We start from the raw sequence: 1,914 nt of genomic DNA, 5'->3' as shown, positions 1-1,914 counted from the left end.
CTGATCGCAGTAGGAATCTCCATTGCTGGACACCCCCTGCACAGATCCGTACGTGCCCAATTCAGGCATACGGCTCCTACCTCGGGTGCTTGACGGCAAAGCGTTGCTCCGGCCACGGGTGAAGTATGCGAGGGCGCGGTAGCCATGATTCTGCGATTTGCGACATCCGCGTCCACGACATTCGGTCCTTCTGACTGCGCCGCCGCAGCGTGCGCATCCAGAGGCCTATGACGTGGTGACGGAAGGCGCCAAGCGCGCGGATGTTCGTGGGCACCGCATGATAAGCAAAGTACCCCCGTACCACCTGCTTGAGCCACGTCCCCTGCTCTGGAATCGGGTCATGCATGCGCCTTCGGAGTTCGCCCTTGATCTGCCTGAGCTTCGTCCGCATGCGATCTCCACGGCTCTTCCGCTGTAGCTGGAAAGCACCGCGGAGCGAGCGCCCACAGATAAAGATGAAGCCCAGGAAGGTGAACGTCTCCGGCCGTCCAAGCCCCTGACGTTTTCGCCTGACCGCTGCAAAGCGGCCAAACTCCAGCAGTCTCGTCTTGTCCGGATGCAGCGCAAGCCCGAACTTCTCCAGCCTCGCTCGCATCGCGTCCCAGAAGCGCCTTGCGTCAGCTTTATGCTCAAAGCCGACCACGATGTCATCGGCGTACCGCGTGATGATTACGTTGCCTTTGGCTTCCAGCCGTCGCCACCGTTGAGCCCAGAGATCAAAAGCGTAGTGCAGGTACACGTTCGCGAGCAGCGGCGACGCCACTGATCCTTGCGGTGTACCGGTTTCACTAACACTGAGATCCCCATCTTCCAGAACGCCAGCCTTGAGCCACTTGCGCACAAGGCGGATGATGCGTTGGTCGCCGATCCGGTGCTCCAGAAAACGGATCAGCCACTCCTGGCTTAGTCCGTCAAAAAAGTTCCGAATGTCGGCGTCCAGAATCCAGTTCACTGGAGTGCGGGTGATGGCCGTCGATAACGCATCCATCGCATCATGCTGACTGCGCCCGCGCCGGAAGCCATACGAGAAGCCTATAAAGTCTTCTTCATATATAGCGTTGAGAACTTCCACCACCGCTCGCTGGACGATCTTGTCTTCCAGCGCCGCAATCCCCAGCGGGCGCTGTTTACCGTCCGGCTTTGGTATGTACTGCCGCCGAACGGGCAACGCCCGGTACGCGCCGCTCTGTACCTGTGTGTGCAGGCGCCGGAGATTCTCTTCCAGCTCCGCCTCGAAGTACCGCCATGTCATGCCGTCTACGCCCGGAGCCGCATTGCGCCTAAGCGCATGGAACGCCTCCCGCAGCAGGTCGATGGTGACATGGTGCAGCAGCGCGGTGAACCGTTCCTTCTTCCGTTGCCTTGCAGCCTGCCGTACACGTTCCAGCCCGTGTGACACGCTTTCCCGGTGCTGTGCCCGGCACGTGTTGGACTGCCCCGTGTTCCCCTTGGTCCCCGCCCTTCGCTCCACCCGCTCCGCAGCCGGTTCCCCGGCGTTGTTCGCAGGCTTCTTCGCTACTATTGCGGAGTCTGACTTCTCCCGTCCGTTCATCATCGGCTACGGCTCCTCGCCTTCCCGATGCGGACCTGCCCATGTTGCGACATGGCCAGACGAGAGATCTCCCGGTTCCCGCACAAGGAGCGTCCGTGCATGCCAGGGTCTACGACCGCGCCGGGTCGTCGGTGCGCTTGCAATGGCGCGCCCCGCCGTGTTGCCTTCCGCCATCATGAAGACGTCGGCACCCGAGACGTTAAAGATTTCGCGGCTCAATGGCTGGCCTGCACGCTCCCCTGCCGACGCTTCGCCGACATCCTCGCGGATGCCTGCGCACGGCTTGGGGCCGATGTGGTTCGCTACACCTTCATCGTAATGGACTTTCACCATCTACTCCTTGCCGGTCTCCCGGCGCACCA

1 protein-coding gene is annotated in these 1,914 nt (G+C 61.5%); it reads right to left on the bottom strand.

What is annotated here, in order from left to right; translation table 11 throughout:
- Positions 1-76: 76 nt before the first annotated feature.
- Entirely contained in the window at positions 77-1,555 is a 1,479-nt protein-coding gene (gene ltrA, locus VSR68_RS42390; RefSeq protein ID WP_342945362.1) for a group II intron reverse transcriptase/maturase, read from the bottom strand.
- Positions 1,556-1,914 lie beyond the last annotated feature (359 nt).

The organism is Paraburkholderia phymatum (genome assembly GCF_038900715.1).
In the GTDB taxonomy this organism is placed as follows: domain Bacteria; phylum Pseudomonadota; class Gammaproteobacteria; order Burkholderiales; family Burkholderiaceae; genus Paraburkholderia; species Paraburkholderia phymatum_A.
This window is presented reverse-complemented; position numbering and strand designations above follow the sequence as displayed.

What these genes read in the sequence shown, in the direction of transcription:
- ltrA (WP_342945362.1), bottom strand. Translation starts at nt 1,555, where the DNA reads ATGATGAACGGACGGGAGAAGTCAGACTCCGCAATAGTAGCGAAGAAG.